Origin of the sequence: Actinotignum inguinis, from assembly GCF_051265835.1 — a bacterium.
In the GTDB taxonomy this organism is placed as follows: domain Bacteria; phylum Actinomycetota; class Actinomycetes; order Actinomycetales; family Actinomycetaceae; genus Actinotignum; species Actinotignum timonense.
Genome location: NZ_JBOZDP010000001.1, coordinates 1 through 20,170, shown reverse-complemented (window position 1 = coordinate 20,170; position 20,170 = coordinate 1). Strand labels below are relative to the sequence as shown.

General features: G+C 64.4%; 12 protein-coding genes. 6 read left to right on the top strand and 6 right to left on the bottom strand.

The window, feature by feature from the left end:
- Positions 1-263: 263 nt before the first annotated feature.
- The 3 genes from ACRQFC_RS00060 to ACRQFC_RS00050 are packed head-to-tail and all read left to right on the top strand — an operon-like array spanning position 264 to position 3,538.
- Positions 264-1,631 carry a hypothetical protein gene (locus tag ACRQFC_RS00060; RefSeq protein WP_435734618.1) on the top strand — a complete coding sequence of 456 codons (1,368 nt, stop codon included), beginning with the start codon at positions 264-266 and terminating at the stop codon, positions 1,629-1,631.
- Entirely contained in the window at positions 1,624-2,649 is a 1,026-nt protein-coding gene (locus tag ACRQFC_RS00055; RefSeq protein WP_284897421.1) for a DUF8094 domain-containing protein, read from the top strand. The genes ACRQFC_RS00060 and ACRQFC_RS00055 overlap by 8 nt, the downstream gene beginning before the upstream one ends.
- 1 nt (position 2,650) lies before the next feature.
- Positions 2,651-3,538: a tetratricopeptide repeat protein gene (locus ACRQFC_RS00050; protein ID WP_284897420.1), complete on the top strand. Its 888-nt coding sequence runs from the start codon at positions 2,651-2,653 to the stop codon at positions 3,536-3,538.
- A gap of 12 nt (positions 3,539-3,550) precedes the next feature.
- Here ACRQFC_RS00050 and ACRQFC_RS00045 read toward each other — a convergent pair whose 3' ends face one another.
- Positions 3,551-5,278 (bottom strand): glycoside hydrolase family 13 protein, encoded by a 1,728-nt coding sequence (locus tag ACRQFC_RS00045; RefSeq protein WP_284897418.1) that lies wholly within the window; start codon positions 5,276-5,278, stop codon positions 3,551-3,553.
- A gap of 12 nt (positions 5,279-5,290) precedes the next feature.
- Positions 5,291-6,418, bottom strand: a complete 1,128-nt coding sequence (locus tag ACRQFC_RS00040; RefSeq protein WP_284897416.1) for a LacI family DNA-binding transcriptional regulator — start codon at positions 6,416-6,418, stop codon at positions 5,291-5,293.
- A 466-nt stretch (positions 6,419-6,884) separates the two neighbouring features.
- Here ACRQFC_RS00040 and ACRQFC_RS00035 point away from each other — a divergent pair, with 466 nt between their 5' ends.
- The 3 genes from ACRQFC_RS00035 (at position 6,885) to ACRQFC_RS00025 (ending at position 10,835) form a co-directional block, all read left to right on the top strand.
- Complete coding sequence (locus tag ACRQFC_RS00035) at positions 6,885-8,135, top strand: sugar ABC transporter substrate-binding protein (protein ID WP_284897415.1); 1,251 nt, start codon at positions 6,885-6,887, stop codon at positions 8,133-8,135.
- Positions 8,136-8,199: 64 nt separating this feature from the next.
- Positions 8,200-9,813, top strand: coding sequence for an ABC transporter permease subunit (locus tag ACRQFC_RS00030; protein ID WP_284897414.1), 1,614 nt, complete (start codon positions 8,200-8,202; stop codon positions 9,811-9,813).
- Positions 9,813-10,835, top strand: a complete 1,023-nt coding sequence (locus ACRQFC_RS00025) for a sugar ABC transporter permease (protein WP_284897412.1) — start codon at positions 9,813-9,815, stop codon at positions 10,833-10,835. The genes ACRQFC_RS00030 and ACRQFC_RS00025 overlap by 1 nt, the downstream gene beginning before the upstream one ends.
- A 522-nt stretch (positions 10,836-11,357) precedes the next feature.
- On the opposite strand, the gene glgB is transcribed toward ACRQFC_RS00025, so the two are convergent.
- The 4 genes from glgB to ACRQFC_RS00005 form a co-directional block, all read right to left on the bottom strand.
- A complete protein-coding gene (gene glgB, locus ACRQFC_RS00020) occupies positions 11,358-13,709 on the bottom strand; it encodes a 1,4-alpha-glucan branching protein GlgB (protein WP_435734617.1) in 2,352 nt (783 codons plus the stop codon).
- Positions 13,710-13,997: 288 nt separating this feature from the next.
- On the bottom strand, positions 13,998-15,440 hold the full coding sequence (locus tag ACRQFC_RS00015) for a hypothetical protein (protein WP_279058335.1): 1,443 nt from the start codon (positions 15,438-15,440) through the stop codon (positions 13,998-14,000).
- Positions 15,437-17,308, bottom strand: a complete 1,872-nt coding sequence (treS, locus tag ACRQFC_RS00010) for a maltose alpha-D-glucosyltransferase (protein ID WP_274778654.1) — start codon at positions 17,306-17,308, stop codon at positions 15,437-15,439. The genes ACRQFC_RS00015 and treS overlap by 4 nt, the downstream gene beginning before the upstream one ends.
- Positions 17,309-17,312: 4 nt before the next feature.
- Complete coding sequence (locus ACRQFC_RS00005; RefSeq protein WP_435734616.1) at positions 17,313-19,727, bottom strand: alpha-1,4-glucan--maltose-1-phosphate maltosyltransferase; 2,415 nt, start codon at positions 19,725-19,727, stop codon at positions 17,313-17,315.
- Positions 19,728-20,170 lie beyond the last annotated feature (443 nt).

The following is a 20,170-nucleotide window of genomic DNA, read 5'->3' as shown; positions in this document are numbered from 1 at the left end:
CCCTAAGCCTACCGGTCAGCGCACCCGGTGGGGGTAGTGCTGGGCGGGTGGTGAACGTTGTGGAGCTCGCCACCATCACCCGCACCAGAGTTTTATAACGGTTAGATAACGGTTAGGCTTTTCTCTAAGCCTAAAAGCGCGGCCGTGCGCCGAAAAATTCCGCCACCGAGCAGGTCACGCGGTAGTTTTAATGTAGGCATGTGTTGTCGATGGTCTTTCGCCGGTGCGGTCGTACCGGGCCGCGAACCGCAGTGAGAAGGGGAATGATGAAGAAGAACGGAGGAGTCGGTCTCGCGCTCGCGGGCCTGGCGATCCTGGTGGTGGGCATTTTGCTCGGCACCGTGTGGAAGCCGGTCTCGAGCGTCTCCGCCACCGTGGCGCCGGAGGGGAAAGGCGTGCTCGTCACGGCCCCCGGCGTCCTGGATATGGGCGGGACCGACGTGGACGTATCTGTCTCCGGCCCGGCGCAGGACACCATTTCCGTGGGCGCCGGCTTTTCCGGTGACGTGCTCGCGTACGCGGAAGGCGTGCCCGGCGCCACCATTACCGGTATGAACGACGACGCCGCACTGACGCTGACCACCTCCCAAGGGGAAGCGGACCCGGGCAAGGTCCTCGCCTCGGATATGTGGTTCTCCAAGGAAGAAGCCAAGGGGAAGGTGGAATTCACCTACACCGTGACCTCCCCGGGAGCCGAATCCCTCATTATGCAGACGTCTTCCGGGGCACTCCCGCAGGTGGAACTCACCTGGGCGCTGCCCGGCGGGCGGAACTGGTCCCTCCCGGTGAGCTTGCTCGGGCTTATCGTGGGGATTATCGGGGTGGTGCTGCTCATGACCGCCACCAAGGATCAGCGCACCTTTGCCGCAAAGGTGCGGGCCGGCAAGGACGAACGTGTCTCGCGTGCCAAGCGGGCCGCGGATGAAACAACCATTATGCCGGCGGTGAGCGCGGGAATTGGCGGTGCGGCTGGTCAGTCTGCCGCGGGTGACCGGGTTACGGCAACAGGCGGGGCTCTGGGCGCGGGTATCCTCATGGAAAGCCCGCGCGCTCAGGAATTGCGCGAACGCCCCCTCGATCCGGCTGACCGCATTGAGCTTGCTGTTCCGGAGGAAGAAGTTCCGGAAGAAGCTGCTCCGGAAGAAGCGCCCGCTGAAGAACCGGCGCAGCAGCCCAGCGAAGCGGAAACTGAAGAACCTGCGGCCGAAGAAGCATCCGCCGAAGAACCAGCGGCCGAAGAAGCAGCGGCCACGCTCCCCGGCCCGGATGAGGAACCCGGCTACCGTGGCTCGCGTGCCGAATGGCAGGCCGCGGCTGATTCTGGCATTCTCCCCGCCATCCGGATGAAGGACGGCGTGCCCGTCAAGCCCGCGGAGCTCAGCGATACGGACCGCTCGGAAACTTCCGGTGCCACCGGCAGCGATGGCGATACCGCCGCGGAATCCGATCCGCAAAGCTGGTGGAGCATCTGGGGTCAAAACCAGCCCCGCACGGCCGCCGGCGCGCCTAGCTCCGCGCAGGCCGCGCAGCCCGGCGAACCCGCAGCGCTCGGCGCATCCGAGTCCGAACAGCCCGGCGAACCCAAGCAGCCCGCACAGAACGACGACGAGGAAGGAACGACCCATGCGTAAGGCCCTGGCCACCCTCGCGGCACTGGCATTACTGGGCGGTTGCTCAGCGAGCGCCGTCGTCCTGGAACCCACCCCGGCTCCGGCAAGCCCGCGTGCCGCGCTCTCCGATAAACACTTCACCGAGCGGGTTGCCCCCGCGATTTTCGAGCAGCTGACCAAGGCGGATGCCGCCGCCAGCCCCGAAGAATTCAGCGGGCGCGGCTCCGGCCCCTTCAGCGTGGAACGCAGCGCCCACTACGCCCTCAAGCGCATTCTGGCCGATAGCTACGATATGCCCGCGCTGTCCACCACCATCGATTCGGTGGCGATTTCCGGGGCGGAAGGCTTCCCGCGCAGCGCGCTCGCGGTGGTCAATTGGCCGGCGAATACCACCTCGCAGGGCCTCAATGTTTTCACCCAGGGCGCGGCCCGGGAAAACTGGGCGCTGTGGGCGGCCATGGATATTCTGCCCGGCAGCGTGATCCCGGAGATCCCCGCCGGCCCGGCCGGTGCCCAGCGGGTGGCCGCGGATAACGGCGAAGGTGCGGTGGCGTCCCCGCAGGCTGCCCACGATGGCTATATCGGCACCCTCAATGCCAGCGGAAGCGCCCTCAGCTACGGCTCGGATGCGGACCCGGCCGCCCCGGACGCGGTGCGCACTCAGCTTTCCCAAACTTACGATTCCCTGGCCGGCGCGGTGCAGGGCGTGGGCGCGGTCAGCCAGGCCTTCGGCCCGGCCCAGACCACCCCGGAAAGCTTCCGCGCCAGCGATGGCGGCATTCTCACCGTCTTCCAGGTCAATCAGGCCCTCGAAATCCGCCACACCGCCCAGGGCGGTTCCATCAAGGTCACGGACGCGAAAATCGCGGGGCTGGCCACCGGCCAGGCCAATACCGAGGTCACGGTCCAGGGGAGCATGCGCCTCAACTATTCCTTCACGGTGGCTCTGAAAATCCCGGCGGCGGGCGCCACAAACACAACGATCACCACGGTAGCGGCATCGAAACCGGTGCTCACCTCGGTGCAGAACGGAGGCTAATATGGCAGATATGTCCATGCGCGGCCCGGTCGATTTAGCGGCCCTGGCAGCGGCAAAAAAGCAGGAAAACGCGGCACCCGTGCCCGGCGCTTACCTCACCACACTCACCGCGGCCGGTCTCAACGCCGAAGTGCAGCTTTCCGCGCAGGTTCCGGTTATCGTGCTTTTTGTGGCCGACGGCGCTGCCGGCGAGCTGGGCACCACCCTGGAAGCCGAAGCGCGCCGGCGCGACGGCCAGATCCGTATCGCGGTGGTGAACGCCAGCACCGAAGCGGAACTCGTCCAGGCCTTCGGCGTGCGGACCATCCCCATGGGTATCGCGCTCGTGGGTGGCCAACCCGTTCCGCTTTTCCAGGGCGCACCCACTACCGCGCAGCTCACCGAGCTCGTGAACCAGCTGCTCGCCGCAGCCAACCGTGCCGGCGTGGCAGGCCGCGTGAGCGGGAAAGCCGATGAGGCGGGCGAAGCACCCGTCAATCCCCATCACCTGGCCGCCCTCGAAGCCCTCGACCGGGGCGACCTCGACGCTGCGGAAGCCGAATTTGAGGCGCTCGCGGCAGAAGATCCGGATAGTGAAGTGGCGCAGGTGGGCCGCGCCCAGGTGCGCCTGCTGCGCTCCACCCGCGGGCAGGACCCACAGGCCGTCATGGCCGCGGCGGATGCCGGCGGGCCCGGGGATGCGGCGGCGCAGATCGCCGCCGCCGATATTGAGGTGGCCGCTGGCCGCCCCGATCTGGGATTCACTCGGCTGATCAACGCCATTAAGGTCACCAGTGGGGATGTGCGCGAAGAACTGCGCACCCACCTGCTCGAGCTCTTCACCGCGGTGGGAGCCGATACGGAGGTAGTGCGCAGCGCTCGCCGCGACCTCGCCTCCGCGCTCTTCTAAAGCGGGCGCGGGTTATTCGACCGGCACCAGCCAGACGGTGGTATCCGCCGGGATCATCTCCCCTTCGCCCAAGGAGCTGGCGGCCGGATCCGAGGCCAGCAGGACCCGCCAACCGGAGGGCAGCGGGGCGGCGTCGTCGAATACCGTGAGCATGAGTACGGGTGGCCGCTGCGCATGCGCGGCCCGGTTGGTATTCGCGGCGCGATTGACATAAGCGAGCACGCCGGCGCCGTACTCATCGCACACATCCTCGAGAGATCCCACCCCGAGCTCCAGCTCGTCGCGTAGGCGCAGCATGGTGCGGAAGAAATGCAGCGGGGAATGCGGATCCGCCTCCTGCACGTCCACCGTGTAACGCGCCCAATCCGCGCCCTGGGGGAGCCAGGTAGCGCCGTCGGGGGAGAAACCAAAACCGGGGCGATCCGACTCCCAGGGGAGGGGGACCCGGCAGCCATCCCGGCCCAGCTCCTTGCCGTGGGTGCGGGCGAAGGTGGGATCTTCGCGCACCTCGTCCGGCAGCGAGGTATGTTCGGGAAGATTACGTTCCTCACCCTGGTAGATGTAGTAAACCCCCGGCAGGCCGGCGGTGAGCTGGTGCCAGGCCAGGGCACGGCGCGCCCCGAGCTCTTGGTCCGGTTGCGAATCATTCGCCCCGATACCGTTCGCCCCGCGGGAGGTATCCCGGTAGCCGAGGCGCGAGCACACCCGCACCCCGTCGTGATTCGAGAGCACCCAGGTGGTGGGCGCACCCACCCGATCCGATTGGCGCAGCGACTGCACGATAATCTTGCGCAGCGCCTCGCGCTCGAAAGGCGCGGCCAAATAAATGAAGTTGAAAGCCTGATTCATTTCATCGGGGCGGATATAGCGGGCCAGCCGCTCCTCGGTATCCGCCCAGGCCTCCGCCACCAGGATGCGCTCGGGGGAGTACTCATCCAGCACCGCGCGCCACTCGCGGTAAATCTCATGGACCTCATCGCGGTCAAAGAAGGGCGCCGGTTCGGGTTTCTCCGTCACCCCGGCCATTTCCACCGCCCCGGACCAATCGGGAAGCGCCGGATCTTTCATGAGCCCGTGGGCCACATCCACCCGGAAGCCATCCGCGCCCCGATCCAGCCAGAAACGCAGCGTCTCCAAGAATTCCTTTCGTACCGCCGGGTTCTGCCAATTGAGATCGGGCTGCGAGCGGTCAAAAAGATGCAGGTAGTAGAGGTCTTCCTCCGCGGCCGGGGTGCCGGCGGCGAAGGGGAGGTCGCGCACCCGCGACCAGGCCGGCCCGCCGAACACCGAGCGCCAATTGGTGGGAGGCTCGCTGCCCCCGTTCTTCCCCTCGCGGAACCAGAACAGCTCGCGTTCGGGGGAGCCGGGGCCGGCCGCCACCGCGCGCCGGAAAAGCTCGTGATCCCAGGAAGTGTGGTTAGGGACGATATCAACGATGATGCGCAGCCCGGCCTCGTGCGCGGCCTCAATAAGATGCTCGGCATCTTTCAGGGTGCCGAAGCGCGGATCGACATCGCGGTAATCGGACACATCGTAACCGGCATCGAATTGCGGGGAGCGGTAGAAAGGCGAAAGCCACACCGCATCAATTCCCAGATCAGCCAGGTAGCCCAGCCGGCTCTCGATGCCGCGCAGGTCCCCGAGCGGCCCGCCCGAGGACGCGAAGGAACGCGGGTAAATCTGGTAAATCACGGCGTCACGCCACCAGTTTTCGCGCTCGGAAGCAGGGTGGAGGAGCATAGCGGTGTCCTTTCAGTTGGAGGTGGAGGAGGGCGCGGGTGTGCCCGGTTGCGCGGGCGCGCTAACTTTCGCGGGCGCCGCGCCCATTGTGCCGGCCGCGCCGGCAGTTTCCGCACCGGGTGCCGCAAGGGGCGCACCCGCGGTGGTGGAACGCACCAGCAATTCGGCCGGGAAGCTCATCGAGGCCCCCGCCTTCGTGCGCTGTGCCGGCGCGAAATCTTCCATGGCGGCCCGCAGGGTGGCGCAGGCCGCGTGGGCGATGGCCGCCACCGGCTGGCGCAGGGTCGTGAGTGCCGGGCGCATAAACCGAATGAGCGGCGAATCGTCAAAACCAACAATCGACACGTCCTCGGGCACCCGCACCCCGCGCCGCTCCAGGGCATCAATCGCGCCGAGCGCCATGATGTCCGAGCCGAACACCATGGCCGTGCAGCCGCGCGCCAGTAGCGCTTCGGCCGCCCGCGCCCCGCCGTGAGCCGTGAAAAAAGTTTCTGCAACAATCACATCGGCGCCGGGCAGCATCTGGGAGATCGCCTCGCCAAAGCCCTGTTCTTTACGCTGGCCGGGAATATAGCGGCGCTGCCCGATACCCAAACCGATGCGGCTGTGCCCGAGCCCGGCCAGGAGCCGCACCGCCTGCCGCATGGATTCGGCGTCGTCGGTAGAAAAATCAGGGGCCGGAACCCGCGGATTCGCGCCGTTAATCGTGACGAAGGGGAGGCGTTCGGCCAGCCGCACGTACCGCTCCGGCGAGGCCTTGGAATCCGCGTGCATCCCCGATACAAAAACCAGCCCGCACACCTCGCGGGCGGTGAGCGAAGCGACCGCTTCGTCCTCGGTGAGGGCGCCGGGCGCCTGGGTGGCCAGGGTGGTGGTGTACCCGGCGGCGGTGAATTCGCGTTCGAGCTCCTGGTAGAACACCGGGAAAATCGGGTTGGTCAGTTCGGGGAGCAGCAGACCCACGGTCCCGCTCGCCTCGCTCAGGCGCGGCGGGCGCTCGTAGCCGAGCATATCGAGGGCCGCCAGCACCGCGGTGCGCGTATCCTCGCTGACATTGCCCTTCTGGTTAATCACGCGCGACACGGTCGCCACGGACACCCCCGCGTGGGTGGCAACATCTTGCATGCGAATTTTACTCATGGGTACCGAGACGTCCTTGTGCTGGTCGGCGCGGTGCGCGCCGTCGTGCAACATCGTACTGAGGCTTTTCTGAAAACTCCAGCGGTGCGGTGCGCGGAGGAGGTGCGCGGTGTGCGAGGTGCGCGTGGCGCCGCGGGCGAAACGGTGCACGGCGCAGCGCGCGCCAGTAGCCGGAGCGGTGGGAACGTCCCGCCGTACTTCTGTTTCTGCCCCGTCACGGTACAGCACGACGACGCAGCTCCCCGCCCACCGCCACCCCAACCGTGAAAGCATTTCTGAAAACAGCGCGGCCTACAAAGCCCGCAAAACCGCGGAAAACCCCGCACCAACCACCCTCCGATGTGCAAAGGCGTAAAAAAGACTGCAAAAAGGGGTGAAAATTACCGAATGATGCGCTACCCTCAGAGATAACGGGGAGCGTGATGGTGCGATCCCGCGTAGCGAAGAATCAACGCAAGGAGTAAAGATGCGACGGAGCATAAGCGCGATGGCCGCGGTATCCGCGCTGGCGTTTGTTTTAGGCGCCTGCGGTGGCAACGGCGGTTCGGCCGATAAGAGCGAAGCACCTGCCGGAGCCAGCTCGGCAGCACCGGCAGCCGGTGGCGGGGCCACCATTACGGTGTGGACGGATTCCAACCGCCAGCCGGCCCTGGAAAGCGCCGCGAAGAAATTCGAATCGGAAACCGGCAACCACGTGGAGCTCGTGGTCAAGGAATTCGGGGATGTGCGCGCGGAGTTCCTCACCCAGGTCTCCAACGGCCAGGGCCCGGATATCACCGTGGGTGCCAATGATTGGCTCGGTGAGTTCGTGGCGAACGGCGTCGTCGCCCCTATTGAATTAGGCGATAAGGCCAAGGACTTCAATGACGTGGCCACCACGGCCTTCTCCACCGGCGGGAACCTGTACGGCCTGCCCTACGCGCTGGAGAACCTCGCGCTCATCCGCAATACCGCGCTGGCGGATTCCACCCCGGCCACTTTCGATGAGATGATCGCCAAGGGCAAGGAAGCCGGCGTGAAGTACCCCTTCCTCGTCCAGACCACCGATAAGGGCGATCCCTACACCTACTACCCCTTCCAGCAGTCCTTCGGGGCGCCCGTTTTTGAGACGAATGCGGACGGTTCCACCTCGAAGAACCTCGGCATGGGCGGGGCGAACGGCGAAGCTTTCGCCACCTGGCTGAGTGAGCAGGGCAAGGCCGGCGTTTTCGAAACCGCGATGACCTACGATATTGCGGTCGATGCGTTCAAGAAGGGCGAATCGCCCTATATCCTGGGCGGCCCGTGGATGATTGAGGACTTCCGCAGTGCCGGCCTCAAGGTCGCGGTGGAGCCGATTCCGGCGCCCGGCCCCAAGGCGGCCACCCCGCTCGTGGGCGTGCAGGGCTTCTATGTTTCCGCGCAGTCCAAGAACCAGATCGTGGCCAACCAGTTCCTCGTTGATTACATGGCCACCCCGGAGGTGCAGCTGGATATTTACAAGGCCGGCAACCGCCTCCCGGCGCTGACCGCCGCGGCTCAGGAAGCCCAGAAGGATGAAGTCACCGCAGGCTTCGCCAAGGCTGCCGAAGGCGCCCAGCCGATGCCCACCATCCCCGAAATGGGTGCGGTGTGGGTGCCCTGGGGCGTCACCGAAGCTCAGATCATTGACGGCGCCGAACCGGTGGCCGCATGGCAGAGCCTCATCCAGAATCTGCAGGCAGAACTAGCCAAGTAAGCTGCGAACGCGAGGGTGGCTCGGAGGTTTCCGGGTCACCCTCGCGTCAGCGAAGAGGTAAGTCATGAGTACGGAAACGGAGAACCGGGCCGGGTGCCGCGCCGAGAAGAAAATCCCGGTGGTGGGAAGCTCGCACGCGCGCACCTGGTCGGTTGGTTTTATTATCAAGCTGGTCCTCATGGCGCTGGTCAATGCGCTGGGGATCTACATTATCGCGGCGGCGTTCAACGAAGGATCGTGGATCCTGGTGGCCGTTTTCACGGTGCTGCTCGTCATCGTGGATTACGTGTATTTCTCGCGGAAGCACCTGGCCCCCAAGTACCTCACGCCGGGGCTGGTTTTCCTCGCGATTTTCCAGGTGTTCGTTATTCTCTACACCGGCTACATCGCGTTCACTAACTACGGCGACCGCCATATGCTCACCAAAGAGCGCGCCACCGAGGCACTGCTGCTCACCTCCACCCAGCGGGTCGAAGGCAGCGCGCAGTACCCCCTCGCGGTCGTGGACGCCGGTGGGGAACTCGGCTTCGCTATTGTGAACGACGACGGCGCAGTGCTCGTGGGCACCGAGGAAGCTCCCTTCGTACCCGCGAAAAATGCCCAGGTCAATGGCAAGCGCATCACCGAGGTGCCCGGCTATGAGATCCTCACGCCCGCCCAGATCGGGGCGCGCCAGGCGGAGATCACCGCGCTGCGCGTTCCCATGAGCGAGGACCCGGGGGACGGATTTATTGGAACCCAAACAGCCACAACCGGCTTTGTTTTCCAATCAACCCTCAAGCACGACGCGGCGGCCGATACCCTCACGGATATCACCACCGGCAAGGTCTATCACGCTGATTCCAGCGATGGCTTCTACCGGGCGGACGACGGTGAAACTCTCAATACCGGTTGGCGGGTGACGGTTGGCTTCAAGAACTTCGCCGATGCCTTCGGGGATGCGCGCTACGCCAGTCCCTTCCTCAAGGTGCTGGTGTGGACGTTCGCTTTTGCCTTCCTTTCGGTGGCGACCACCTTCCTGCTGGGCATGTTCTTCGCGCTGGTCATGAATGATGAGCGGATGCGCGGGCGTAAAATCTACCGCACGATTATGCTGCTGCCCTACGCGTTCCCCTCCTTTATGACAGCTTTCCTCTTCGCGGGCATGCTCAACCCGAAGTACGGGTTCTTCAACCAGGTGCTCTTCGGGGGTGCGGAGATCGGGTGGCTCACCGATCCGTGGCTGGCCAAGTTATCCGTGATCCTGGTGAATTTGTGGATGGGCTTCCCCTACATGTTCCTCATCTGCACCGGGGCGCTGCAATCTATCCCGTCCGAACTCAACGAGGCGGCGGAGATTGACGGCGCGGGCGGATTCAAGCGGTGGCGGTACATCACCTTGCCGCAGCTCATGATCCAGGTAACCCCGCTGCTCATCTCCTCCTTCGCCTTCAACTTCAATAACTTCAACCTCATCTACATGCTTACCCGCGGCGGCCCGCAATTCGCGGACGCCTCGGTGCCGGTGGGGTCCACGGACATCCTCATCTCGATGGTGTACCAGATTTCCGGGCTGTCGGGCGCGGCAACGAAGAACTACGGGCTGGCTTCGGCCATGTCCATCCTCATCTTCGTTATCGTCGGCACGATTTCCCTCATCAGCTTCCGGCGCTCGCGTTCAATTGAGGGGGCACAGTAATGGCAAGCGAATCTACAGTCATGGCGGTTCCCGGCGGCGCTGGCGCGTCCGGGCGCGGCGCGGCATCCGGCGGTTCGGTATCTTCCAGCGGCGTGGGCGTAACCGCGCGCGGCGCTGTTCCCGTGATCGAGGAAAAGATCAGCCATAGGGAACGCCATCACAATAAGGTGAGTTTCGGGCGCTGGTTTTCCCAAGTGGGCTTCCGGCACCTGGTCGGGCTTTTCGCCGTTGTCTATTCGGCTTTCCCGATTATCTACGTGCTCTCCGCGGCCCTCAACCCGAATACCAAAACAACGCTGACCTCGGCGAACTCCCTCTTCTCGGAGATCTCCACCCAGAACTTCGCGCAGCTAGGAACCTCGACGATGTTCTGGCGCTGGTTCGCTAATACCCTGGAGATCGGCATTTTCTCCGCGCTGGGGGCGGTACTCATGGGCGCGGCTGCGGCCTACGCATTTTCGCGCTTCCGCTTCCGGGGGCGCAAGGGCGGGCTGCTGGCCCTCATGGTCATCCAGATGTTCCCGCAGCTGCTGGCCTTCGTGGCGATTTTCTTGCTGCTCAGCCAGCTGGGTGAGATCGTGCCGGTGCTTGGCCTGGACTCCAAGCTCTCCCTCATCTGCGTGTACCTGGGTGGGGCTTTGGGTGCTAATACCTTCCTCATGTACGGCACCTTCAACTCCATCCCGATGGAGCTGGACGAAGCCGCGAAGATCGACGGCGCTAGCCATTCGCAGGTCTACTGGACCATCGTGCTCCCGCTGGTGACCCCGATCCTCGCGGTGGTGGGGCTGCTGGCCTTCATCGGAGCCTTCAACGATTTCATCCTGGCCTCCACGATTCTCTCCAAAGAAGAGAATTGGACCCTGGCCATCGGCATGAATATTTGGGTGGGCGGCAATGAGAAACAGTGGGGCTGGTTCACAGCCGGTGCGGTGATCTCCGCACTCCCGATTCTGCTCCTCTTCCTCTTCTTGCAGCGCTACATCGTTTCGGGACTGACCGGTGGGTCGGTGAAGGGGTAGCCTGGTGCGGCGGTGGCCGGTGCTGATTCGGGCGTCCGGTCACCTGGTGACGCTTTGCCGGAGCTAACTGGCCGCACCCGAAATAGTTGCTCATAACCCGGATTTTCGCTCGGTGATATGCCGAGGAAAGTCCGGGTTATTGGTTCTTCAGCGGGGAGGGGCTATGTGTTTTCCGAGATGTACTTCATTTGTCGTACATGCGAAGTACACCTCGGAAAAACACCCCTGCCTGCTGCCGTCCAGGGCGAGCTGGCTGGCCCGGCCGGCCGCAAAATGTACATTTCGAACCGAGAACTGCATGAAGTGTACGTCCCTGACATAAATCCGGGCTAAATATGTCACTGGCGTACATTTTGCGGGCGGGACTGCTCCCGGTGACGCTCAACAAGCGTGGGCCCGGTGGTCGAGTAGTTGATCACCGGGCCCACTGTTGCGCCGCTGCCAGGCGCCGCCGCGAAGGAGCTAAGACGCGGCACGCGCTGAGGCGGCTGCTTGAGGCGGTGGCTCTATAAGGCGACCGCTTTAGGCGGCTGCGGCTGCCTCGGATTCCTCCGCTTCGGCCTCGCGATTCGCGGATGTTTCGGTTTCGGCGTGCTCGCCGGCGGCGGGAACAGATTCCTCCGTGCCCGCTTCAGCGCCCGCGTCCGCACCGCCCGCGTCCGCACCGCCCGCGTCCGCGCCGGCGGCATCAGCGCCAGCAACTTCCTCCGGCGCGTGGTGCAGGTAGACCACCCCGAGCGGGGGCAGCTGCACGGGGGCCGAATAGGGCCGGCCGTTCCAGCCGACCTCCTCCGCGTGGACCTCCCCGAGATTGCCCACCCCGGAACCGCCGTATTCCACCGCGTCCGTATTGAGGACTTCCTTCCAGGTGCCCCCGGCCGGCAAACCGATGCGGTAATCGTGGTGGGGGATACCCGCGAAATTGCAGGCAACCACAACTACATCTTTGCCATCGGCAGAGCGGCGCAGGAAGGTAATGACGTTATTATCGGCGTCCGATCCGTCAATCCATTCGAATCCGTGCGGCGTGAAATCATCACTCCACAGGGCCGGGTGCTCCACGTAGATCTCGTTGAGCCGTTTCACAAGGGACAAGATGCCATCGTGTTCGGGCTGGTCGGTAAGCCACCAGTCGAGAGATGCGTCGTCGTTCCATTCACGGATCTGAGCGAATTCCTGGCCCATGAACAGGAGCTGCTTACCCGGGTGCGCCCACTGGTAGGCGAGCAATTCACGCACGCCGGCGCGTTTTTGCCAGTCGTCGCCGGGCATCTTTTGGTAGAGCGAGCCCTTGCCGTGCACCACTTCATCGTGGCTGAGCGGCAGCAGATAGTTTTCCGAATAGGCGTACACCATGGAGAAGGTGATTTCCCCGTGGTGCCAGCGCCGATTGACCGGCTCCTCCTCGAAGTAGCGGATGGTGTCATTCATCCAGCCCATATTCCACTTGAGGCCAAAGCCGAGCCCGCCGCTATCCGTCATCGCGGTGACGCCCGGCCAGGAGGTGGATTCTTCCGCGATCATCATGACGCCGGGGTTGCGCCGGTAGGCGGTGGCGGTGACTTCCTGGAGGAAGGAAATAGCCTCGAGGTTTTCCCTCCCGCCGTAAATATTGGGTTGCCACTGCCCGGCTTCCCGCGAGTAATCCAGGTAGAGCAGCGAAGCCACGGCATCCGCGCGGATTCCATCGAAATGGAATTCTTCCAGCCAGTACAGCGCATTGGCCACCAAGAAATTCCGCACTTCCCGGCGTCCGAAATCGAAGACCAGGGTGCCCCAATCCGGATGCGAGCCGCGTTGCGGATTCGGATCTTCGTACAGGGCCTGGCCGTCGAAACGCGCGAGCGCCCACTCGTCGGTGGCGAAATGCGCGGGGACCCAGTCGGTGATGACCCCGATCCCAGCCTGGTGCAGCCGGTCAATGAGGTAGCGCAGGTCATCGGGGGTGCCGTAGCGCGAAGTGGGGGCGTAATACCCGGTCACCTGGTAGCCCCACGACGGCGTGAAAGGATGCTCGGCCACCGGCATGAATTCCACGTGGGTGAAGCCGCAGTACTTGACGTGCCCGATGAGCTGGTCAGCGAGCTCCCGGTAGGAAAGCCCCTTGCGCCACGAACCCAGGTGGACTTCGTAAATGGAGACCGGCCCCGAAGCCGGATCGGTACGCTGGGCCATCCAGGCGTCGTCGTTCCATTCGTAGTTGGATTCGGTGACGATAGAGGCGGTGGACGGCGCGGTTTCGCTGTAGCGGGCCATGGGATCGGCCTTCTGGTGCCAGCTCAGGTCCTTGTACTGGATCTCAAACTTGTAGCGCGCCCCCGCGCCGGCGCCCGGCACGAAGATTTCCCACAGCCCGGAGCTGCCCAGGGAGCGCATGGCGTGCAGGGAACCATCCCAGCCGTTGAAATCACCGACCACCCGTACGGCGAGCGCATTGGGCGCCCACACCGAGAAGGCCACGCCCGTGACATCCCCGAGAACGGAGGGGAAGTGGCGCACATGCGCGCCCAGTGCGTTCCACAGTTCTTCGTGGCGCCCCTCCGAAATGAGGTAAATATCGGTTTCGCCCAGGGTGGGCAGGAAACGGTAGGGGTCATCCCCGCGGCTTTCCACGCCCCCGTACGAGGCCACCACCCGGTAATCGGGCACGTTGGGGGTGTCGAGCACCGCGCGCCAAATTCCGTTGTATTCGTGTACGGCAGGCACCCGCCCGTCCAGCGTTTCAATAAATACCGCATCCGCGAGCCGCCGAATGGTGCGAATGGTGACGGTGCTGCCGTTGGAATGGGGCCCGAGGACATCGTGGGGTGCGTAGTACCAACCCTTGGAAACAGCCTCGAGCGTGCCTTCATCAACTTCTACGTAATCAGACATGTGTGCCTCTCTGCACGATGGAGCGTAGGCGGTCAGAGCGGGAAACCACCCGCGCGCGCCGGTGATGTGCTGTGTCCTGCCAAGCGGCATCGCGGAATTTCCGGGAAGTACCGCGCGACTATCTACATATCCCAGGATACCTGAAAGATGCGCGATCCCGGGCCGCGGCTGCCTGCCGTGGACAGTGCGCGGGCCGGGTGCGGAGGAGGTGGCGGGCGTGGGTGGTGGTGTGCGAAGGGCGACGACGCCGCAGCCCGCCGCGGGGCGGCGGGCTGACCTGCGGATCTGCTAGTTCTCGAGCAGGCGGTGGACTCCGCCCAGGGGGAGATCGATCCAGTCCGGGCGCTGATTGACCTCGTACACAACTTCGTAAAGTGCCTTGTCCAGGAGGAGGGCGCGCAGCAGGGGCCGGTGCGCGGCGGGAATCGCGCCGTAGCCGGATAGGAAAGCAACTTCCGCGGCGCGGGTCCACGCGCGCATGCGGGAGGCGGGCTGGCCATCGCGTTCGCCCTGGCCACCGGCGTAATCGAAGGAACGCAGCATGCCGGCCACATCGCGCAGGGCGAGGTCGGGGGCCACGCGCTCGGGGAGCGGGCGCAGGGGCTCACCTTCAAAATCGAGGGCCACCCAGCCACGCCCCGGCACATCCACAACCTGCCCGAGGTGGTAGTCCCCGTGGATGCGCTGGAGCGCCGGCCAGGCAGTGGCCGCGGCGGCGGCAAAAACCTCGTTGATGCGCGCACGGCTGGCCGCTAGCTCGGGGGCCGCAGCAAGGGCGGCGCGAGCTCGTGCATGCCAGCTGGCCAGCTGCGCTTCGCGCAGCTGCGGCGTCGCCGCGGTGGTACCCAGGCGGGTGGCGAGTGCGGTGTGGAAAGCGCGGGTGAGGGAGCCGAGTTCGCGGATGCGTTCGGAAAAATCGCCCAGCAGCGCGCGGGGAGTATTCAGAACGGGGCTGTTCGGGGCGGGGAAAGAGCTCGTGACGACGCGCCAGGCGTCGTGGGCGCCGGTGAGGAACTCCTGCGCCACCAGCACATCGCTGCCCGCTGCGGCCGGACCGCCCACGAGCGCTGCCGAGCCCCACTGCGCGGGGACTGTGCCGGTATCCGAAAGCGCGGCCTGCAGCTCCACGTCCGGGTTCGCGCCCGGGCTCAGCACCCGAAAGAGCTTGATAATGAGGGGCACGGTGCTGGTCTGGTAGATGATTGAGCTATTGGATTGTTCGCCGCTCAGCGGCCGGGCAGCGCGGTAGCTCCCCGGGAAGTCGGCCGGGCGCGTGACCAGGTCAAGGGTGCTGTTGGTGGGCTGGCTCGGTGCCTTGCTGAGCGCCGGGGAATGTAGGAGGGGTTCGCTGCCCGGCTGGCCGGTGGCGGCCTCGAAGAGGAAACGCTGGCCGGCAGGATGCGTGGTCGCGTCGAAAATAAGGTGGCCGCGGGCGCGGGCAACCGGGGCGGGTGGCTCAGCCGGCGCGGTTGGCGCGGCCGGCGCGGTTGGCGCGCTCGGCGCGGCGTCGTCGTGCAGCGCGGACCCGGTAGCGGGGGCGAGGAGCAGCGGGACGTTGTAGAGCGTAGAGCCGGCGTCAATAATGAGCCAGGTGAGGGTGAAAGGCTCTGCGCCGCACGTGAAGTCAGCGCGGGCCCGCAGGTAGAGCGGATGGGCTTCGCCCCGGTACCAGCGCCGGGCGTGCATCCACGCCTCGAGTTCCGGAATCCGCTCACCGATGTCCCAACTCACGCTGCGTTCCCTTCTTCATGATCTGCGGTGTTCGCCGCGGTGGGCTTTTGCGCGGGTGCCGCGGCCGCCGGCGGCGCCGGGCGGGAGAGCGCAGCGAAGTCCACCTGTTCTCCGCTTTCTGCGGCGCGGGCACCTTCCACCGGGCCCGGTTCCGCTTGCCCGGGCGCATCTAGTTTGAGCCAGAAGAAATTGCGGCTGCCCAGCGTGACGTCATAACCGCCAGCGGCACCGACGGCCGGGAAACCTGCCCCGCCAAACACATCCGTGGCCAGCCACCCGGCATAGTCGGGCAGCTCGATGCGCCCGGCGCGCGGGGTATTGGCCAGGTTCATGATGCAGAGGAGGGTCTCCTCCGGGCAGGAGCGAGTGAAAGCGAGGATCGCGTCGTTATTCGATTCGCGCAGCACAAAATCACCCGAGCCCATGGCCGGGTGCCCGCGCCGCACCTCCAGAATCCCGTGAATCCAGTGGAGCAGCGACGCCGGCTGCGCGAGCTGCGATTCCACGTTGACCGCCTGGTAGTTATAGGACAGCGAGGTAATAGCCGGCAGGTAGAGCTGACCCGGATCCGCGGTGGAAAAACCGGCATTGCGATCTGGACTCCACTGCATCGGGGTGCGCACGCCGTCGCGATCCGGCAACCAAATATTGTCGCCCATCCCGATTTCGTCGCCGTAGTAGAGGTAGGGCGAACCGGGCAGGGAAAGCAGCAGCGCGTGCGCCAGCTCGATCTCCGCCCGGGAATTCCCCAGTAGCGGGGCGAGGCGGCGGCGGATCCCCACATTAGCTCGCATGCGCGGATCGTCGGCATACCAGCCGTACATGAGGGCGCGTTCTTCCGTGCTCACCATTTCCAGGGTGAGTTCATCGTGATTGCGCAGGAAGGTACCCCACTGGGCCCCGGCCGGAATCGCGGGGGTGCGCTCCAGAATCTCCCGGATCGCGGTGGCACGCTGGTCGCGCAAAGCGTAATAAATACGCGGCATCACGGGGAAGTGGAAGCACATATGGCATTCGGGCGCCTGCGCTGTTCCGAAATATTCGACGACGTCCTCCGGCCACTGATTCGCTTCGGCCAGCAAAAGCGTGCCGGGAAATTCCTCATCGAGGACCCGGCGCACCTTCGCGATAAACGCGTGTGTTTCCGGGAGGTTTTCGCAATTCGTGCCTTCCCGCTCATAGAGGTAGGGGATGGCATCTAGGCGCAGTCCGTCCACCCCTAGCCCGCACCAGAAGCGGAAAATATTGAGGACCGCTTCGTGCACCTTGGGATTATCGAAATTCAAATCCGGCTGGTGGGAGAAGAAACGATGCCAGAAATACTGTTTGCGCACCGGATCGAAAGTCCAATTGGAGACCTCGGTGTCCACGAAAATAATGCGGGCATCTTCGTATTTTTTATCGGTGTCCGACCACACGTAGAAATCCCCGTAGGGCCCTTCCGGATTCGCGCGGGAGGATTGGAACCACGGGTGATCCGCGGAGGTGTGGTTGATAACGATATCGATGATGACGCGGATACCGCGCCGGTGGGCCTGATCAACTAGCTCCCGAAAATCATCCATCGTGCCGTAGCGAGGATCCACGGCGGTGTAATCGGCGACGTCGTACCCGCCGTCCCGCCCCGGGGAAGGGTAGAACGGCGGGATCCAGATGCAGTCGATCCCCAGCCACTGGATGTAATCGAGATGCGCGATCAGGCCGCGGAGATCACCAACGCCGTCGGCATCGGTATCTCCAAAAGCCTTGAGCAGCACCTCGTAGAACACCGCGTGGCGATACCACTCCGGATCATCGATTAGCCCGGGGTGTTCGGACTGGGTGATGCGGGGCCCGGAAGTGGCAGCGTTGAGGGAAGGAAGGGACATAGGATCAGAGGGCCTTCACGGAGAGAATATGCGCTGGGGTGGTGAAGGGGTTGAGCCGCACGAAGGGCCGGTTATTCCACTGGAAATGCCCGCCGCCCAGCTCATCCACCACCTCGATATGCTCGGGTGCCTCGCCGCGCGGCAGACCGCTGGCATCGAAAGCACCGAAAGCGGACATATCCAGAGAGATCTCCGCCTCCTGGGTGGTATGCGGATCGAGGTTGAGCACCACAATCACGCGGTCCGCGGTTCCCGACGGAGTTTCCTCCGGGCGCGCCACCTTCGTGAAGCACAGAATATTCGGATTCGACGTGGGGTTAATGGTGATCCCGCGCAGGCGCTGGAGAGCCACGTGCTCCTTGCGGATCTCGTTGAGGCGGGTGAGAAGCCCTTGGATACCGTAGGGATCGCGGGTGTAATCCCGCGGGCGGTATTCGTATTTCTCGTTGTTATTCATTTCTTCGAAGCTGCCGCGCGGCTCCGATTCCACGAATTCATAACCGGAGTAAATCCCGTAGGAGGGCGCTCCCATCGCCGCCAAAATCGCGCGGATCTTCCAGCCGTTCGGGCCGGATTGTTGGAGATAGGGGGTGAGGATATCGTGCGTCGTCGGCCAGAAAGTGGGGCGCAACATCGCATCCGATTCCCGGCCGACCTCCCACAGGTAGTCCTCAATTTCCTTCTTTTCGTTACGCCACGCGAAGTAGCAGTAGGACTGGTGGAAGCCCACCGCGCCCAGACCCCGCATCATCGGCGGGGCGGTGAACGCCTCGGCCAGGAAAATAACCTCCGGGTGGGTGCGGCGGAATTCGGCCAGCAGCCGCTGCCAGAAACTCACCGGCTTGGTATGCGGGTTATCCACGCGGAAAAGCGTGACCCCGTGCGAAACCCAGGTTTCCAGCACGCCCTTGACCGCCTGGTAGATACCTTCCGGATCGTCATCGAAATTGAGCGGGTAGATATCCTGGTACTTCTTCGGGGGATTTTCCGCGAAAGCGATGGTGCCGTCCGGGCGGTGCAGGAACCATTCGGGGTGTTCGTGCAGCCACGGGTGATCTGGGGAGCATTGCAGTGCAATATCGAGGGCGACCTCCATGCCCAGATCCCGGGCGGTGGCTACGAAGGCATCGAAATCCTCGAACGTGCCCAGATCCGGGTGGATGGCATCATGCCCGCCCGCTTCGCTGCCAATCGCGTAGGGCGAGCCGGGTTCACCGGGCTGGGCAATCAGCGAATTATTCTTCCCCTTGCGATCAGTCAGGCCAATCGGGCTAATCGGAGTCAGGTACACCACGTCGAAGCCCATGGAGGCGATGCGGGGCAGATCTTCCGCCGCGGTGCGCAGGGTCCCGGAATGCCAGGTGCCTTCGTCGTCGCGCCAGGCTCCCACCGAGCGCGGGAACATTTCGTACCAGGCGCCGTGCAAGGCCAGTTCGCGGTCCACGGCGAGGGGGAAACGCGCCGATTCGCTCACGAAATCGCGCACCGGATACCTGTGGATAATATCTTCGACGACGTCGGACGTCACGGCCGCGAAACGTACCGAAGCCGGGATGGACTTTTTTCGAACGACGTCGATAGCGTCATTAATCGCCGGCCGGTCCTTTGAACCGCGCGGCAGCAATTTCGCCACCCTCTTGAGCAGCTGCTCGGCTTCGAGGAACACCAGGTCAATATCCTGGCCGACCGGGAGCTTCGCTTCGGCGGTATGCCGCCAGGTGGCCAGCGGATCCGACCACGAGCGCACAAAGAAGGCCCAATCGCCCGGCTCGGTGGGGGTGAGCCAGCCTTCGTAACGGCCCAGGCCCGGGCGTACCAGGACCATGGGAGCGCTCTGAACTTCGCGACCCTGCGGATCAACGAGGACGGCTTCACAGCCGAAAAGATCGTGCCCTTCGCGCCAGACGGTGGCCTGCACCGGGAAAGCTTCATTCACGGTTCCCTTAGCGGCCAGCGAGCCGTTTTGCACGCAGGGTGTCACATCCATAATCGGGATGCGGGCGATATTGGCCCGCGGGGCGGGGGCCGGGGCCACAGGTGCCTGCGGGAACGCGGGAGGGTAGCCTTCCGCGTTCGGGCGGCCGTGGGTGGTGGGGGAGGGTGCGGTTTTCGCGGTTGTTTTCGCGGGTTTTGCCGCGCTCGCGGACTTCGCGGTGCTCGTGGCCTTTGCCGCGGGGGCCTTGGCGGGGGCTTTTGCCGTTGTGGTGCCCTTTGCCGTGCCGGTGCTCTTCGCTGAACTGGTGCTCTTCGTCGAGCGCCGAGTGGTCGCGGGTTTCTTCGACGCTGCTGCCTTCGTGGCTGCCGGTTTCTTCGCGGCGGCTGACTTCGTGGCCGCGGGCGTAGTTGCGGGCGTGGCTGCCGGCTTCTTTTCGGGCGTGGGTGCCGAATTCTTCGCGGGCGTCGTCGGTTCAATGGACATGGCTTATCTCCTCGTATCCTCGGGCGACATATGGCGGGCGTGCGCGCAAGCGGCAGCAATCCCACGGCTCGCGCGGCGGCGCACGAGCCGATGATGCGTCTGTGTAAGGATGCTCACAAGCCCAATCCTATTAGGTTTCCGTGCTTCTGGCACACCGGCCCGCGGGGGTGGACGCGCGGCCGGTTGGCTGCGTCGTCGTATATAGAAGCCTGGGCGCGGCGCGCGGGAGGGACTATGTGTTTTCCGAGCTGTACTGCATTTGTTGTACATGCGAAGTACATCTCGGAAAAACACCCCTGCCCCGCCAGCGGATCGACCAAAGTGCAAATTGGGGACCGTTGGGGTCGCGTAGTGCAAGCCCAGGACGGGGGTGCGGACGGTTTCCTAGAGATTTTTAAGGAGATCGTTCAATGAATAAGAAACCGGGAGTTGCGAACGGGATC

What these genes read in the sequence shown, in the direction of transcription:
- ACRQFC_RS00035 (WP_284897415.1), top strand. Translation starts at nt 6,885, where the DNA reads ATGCGACGGAGCATAAGCGCGATGGCCGCGGTATCCGCGCTGGCGTTT.
- treS (WP_274778654.1), bottom strand. Translation starts at nt 17,308, where the DNA reads ATGTCCCTTCCTTCCCTCAACGCTGCCACTTCCGGGCCCCGCATCACC.
- ACRQFC_RS00005 (WP_435734616.1), bottom strand. Translation starts at nt 19,727, where the DNA reads ATGTCCATTGAACCGACGACGCCCGCGAAGAATTCGGCACCCACGCCC.
- ACRQFC_RS00045 (WP_284897418.1), bottom strand. Translation starts at nt 5,278, where the DNA reads ATGCTCCTCCACCCTGCTTCCGAGCGCGAAAACTGGTGGCGTGACGCC.
- ACRQFC_RS00050 (WP_284897420.1), top strand. Translation starts at nt 2,651, where the DNA reads ATGGCAGATATGTCCATGCGCGGCCCGGTCGATTTAGCGGCCCTGGCA.
- ACRQFC_RS00025 (WP_284897412.1), top strand. Translation starts at nt 9,813, where the DNA reads ATGGCAAGCGAATCTACAGTCATGGCGGTTCCCGGCGGCGCTGGCGCG.
- glgB (WP_435734617.1), bottom strand. Translation starts at nt 13,709, where the DNA reads ATGTCTGATTACGTAGAAGTTGATGAAGGCACGCTCGAGGCTGTTTCC.
- ACRQFC_RS00040 (WP_284897416.1), bottom strand. Translation starts at nt 6,418, where the DNA reads ATGAGTAAAATTCGCATGCAAGATGTTGCCACCCACGCGGGGGTGTCC.
- ACRQFC_RS00055 (WP_284897421.1), top strand. Translation starts at nt 1,624, where the DNA reads ATGCGTAAGGCCCTGGCCACCCTCGCGGCACTGGCATTACTGGGCGGT.
- ACRQFC_RS00030 (WP_284897414.1), top strand. Translation starts at nt 8,200, where the DNA reads ATGAGTACGGAAACGGAGAACCGGGCCGGGTGCCGCGCCGAGAAGAAA.
- ACRQFC_RS00060 (WP_435734618.1), top strand. Translation starts at nt 264, where the DNA reads ATGATGAAGAAGAACGGAGGAGTCGGTCTCGCGCTCGCGGGCCTGGCG.